At 60.2% G+C, this 1,896-nt stretch carries 3 protein-coding genes; all 3 read left to right on the top strand.

The genetic code is table 11. The features are described 5' to 3' along the window. Positions 1–130 precede the first annotated feature (130 nt). The 3 genes from G403_RS0120420 to G403_RS0120410 are packed head-to-tail and all read left to right on the top strand — an operon-like array spanning position 131 to position 1,767. Entirely contained in the window at positions 131–1,180 is a 1,050-nt protein-coding gene (locus tag G403_RS0120420; protein WP_027855618.1) for an integrase core domain-containing protein, read from the top strand. Positions 1,181–1,239: 59 nt separating this feature from the next. Next, on the top strand, positions 1,240–1,461 hold the full coding sequence (locus G403_RS0120415; RefSeq protein ID WP_027855617.1) for a helix-turn-helix domain-containing protein: 222 nt from the start codon (positions 1,240–1,242) through the stop codon (positions 1,459–1,461). Positions 1,462–1,494: 33 nt separating this feature from the next. Beyond that, complete coding sequence (locus tag G403_RS0120410; protein ID WP_013013692.1) at positions 1,495–1,767, top strand: hypothetical protein; 273 nt, start codon at positions 1,495–1,497, stop codon at positions 1,765–1,767. Positions 1,768–1,896: the final 129 nt, after the last annotated feature.

Below are 1,896 nucleotides of genomic sequence, written 5' to 3'. Positions count from 1 at the left end.
GAAATAAGAGCAGGACGTCTTGTTGCTAGCCGTCTAGGCCGAAAGCTGCTGATTGAACCCGGACAAACACATGTGAGACTCTAAGCTGGGATAAAAAGAGGGGAACCAACCAAGAAAGGAGGTTCCCCAGGTGCAGTTTACCACCGTTGGCCGAGAGATATGGCAAGGCGCTAGACAAGCACAGAGGCTGGCCGAGGCCAAAGCAGGCGACCCAGAGGTCAAGGAACGTCTGCGCAAGCTCCGACTGGTCAAAGCCCTGCGTGAAAGTAAAAAGAGCTGGAAGGAGATCCAGGACCTGGTGGGGATCAGCCGGGCCACCTACCACCGCTGGAAAAAAGCCCTAAAAGAAAAGGGCCTGGCCGGACTCAAACCCCGCTCCCGCCGCCCTAAGCACCTGCGCGCAAAGGTCCACTGGACCCCAGGGCTGCTCATTAGAATAGAAACTCTCCGCAAGGAAAACCCCACCTGGGGACGCTGGTCCATCTGGCTTACCCTCCGCAAGGAGGGTTTCCAGGTGAGCGAACGCACGGTGGGGCGCATCCTGGCCTACCTGGAGAAGCACCGACGTGTCGAGAGCGTGGCTAGCTACCTGGCCCGGACTCAAAGAGGGAAGCTAAAGCGAAGGGTAAACCGGCCCTACGCCCGGAGGAAGCCCCGAGGATACGAGGCCAGGGCTCCTGGGGACCTGATCCAGGTGGACACCCTCACCCTGACCCTGGGGCCGGGAACTATAGTCAAGCACTTCTCGGCGATTGACCTCTACAGTCGGTTTGTCCTGGCCGGGGTGCACAGCCGGGCCACGGCTAAGCTGGCGGAGGGGTTTCTGTCCTTGCTTCTAGCCAGGACCCCTTTTCCCATCCGGGCCATCCAGGTGGATGGGGGCAGCGAGTTCATGGCCGAGTTTGAGGAGGCCTGCTGTGCTCTGGGGATTGCCTTGTTTGTGCTGCCGCCGAGGAGTCCTAAACTCAATGGTCACGTGGAGCGGGTGCAACGGACCTTTAGGGAGGAGCTCTATACCCGGCCTCTGCCCCCCCGGCTCAGCGAGCTACAGGCAGAGCTGGATGCCTACCTGGACCACTACAACCGCCGAAGGCCTCACATGGCCCTGGGGGGTCTTGCTCCCTTGGAGTATTTAGCTATGATGCAGGAGGAGTCGGTTCCCCAGTCTCACATGTGTTGACCGATTACACCTCGAGGAATACATCAAAAAAGGTCAGTCGGTATCCCAGGAGGCCCCCCGTGAATGAACAACCCAAGGAACTGCCCAAGGTTGCATACCGGGTGGACGAGGCCGCCAGGCTGCTCAACGTCCACCCCAGCACCATCTACGAGCTGGTGCGGGCTGGCACCCTGCCGCACAAGCGGCTGGGCCGCCGCATCATCATCCCGGCCAAAGCCCTCGACGAATGGCTCAACACGCCCGAGCCCTGGGCGTCCTACGACTACACCCACAGGAAATAACCCCGGCTGGCACCGGGGTTGAAAGGAGACGTTATGGATAGTGTAGCACGACTGGAAATGGCTTTAGCAATCGCCCTTGAACGGGTTTACCGAGATGTGGGCGAATACCAGGAAGAGGCGGTGGTGGATTACCTGGACAGTCACGAGATTGGGGAGTTTTACGAGGCGAACCGCTATCTCGCCTGGAAGGACGTGAAGCGCCTGGTAAATGAGCTGGAGCTGCTGGAGCAGGCCGCCGGTATCCGGCACGTGAAGGTGGTGGGCCATGAGGAGCGCCTGGCCCGCTACCGGGGGAGGGGGGTTTGACATGAAGATGTCCGAACGCCGGCACACCGCATATCTGGCCCTGGGGATGTTTTTGGTCTTCTGGTTGATTGTCGCCCTGGACGGCCTGGCCCAGTGGGTGAGGGGGTGGTTGCAGTGAAGGCAATGGTG

It is taken from the genome of Marinobacterium litorale DSM 23545 (genome assembly GCF_000428985.1).
Lineage (GTDB): Bacteria > Pseudomonadota > Gammaproteobacteria > Pseudomonadales > Balneatricaceae > Marinobacterium_D > Marinobacterium_D litorale.
The sequence above is the reverse complement of the archived record's forward strand: the minus strand, read 5'-3'. Positions and strand labels throughout refer to the sequence as shown.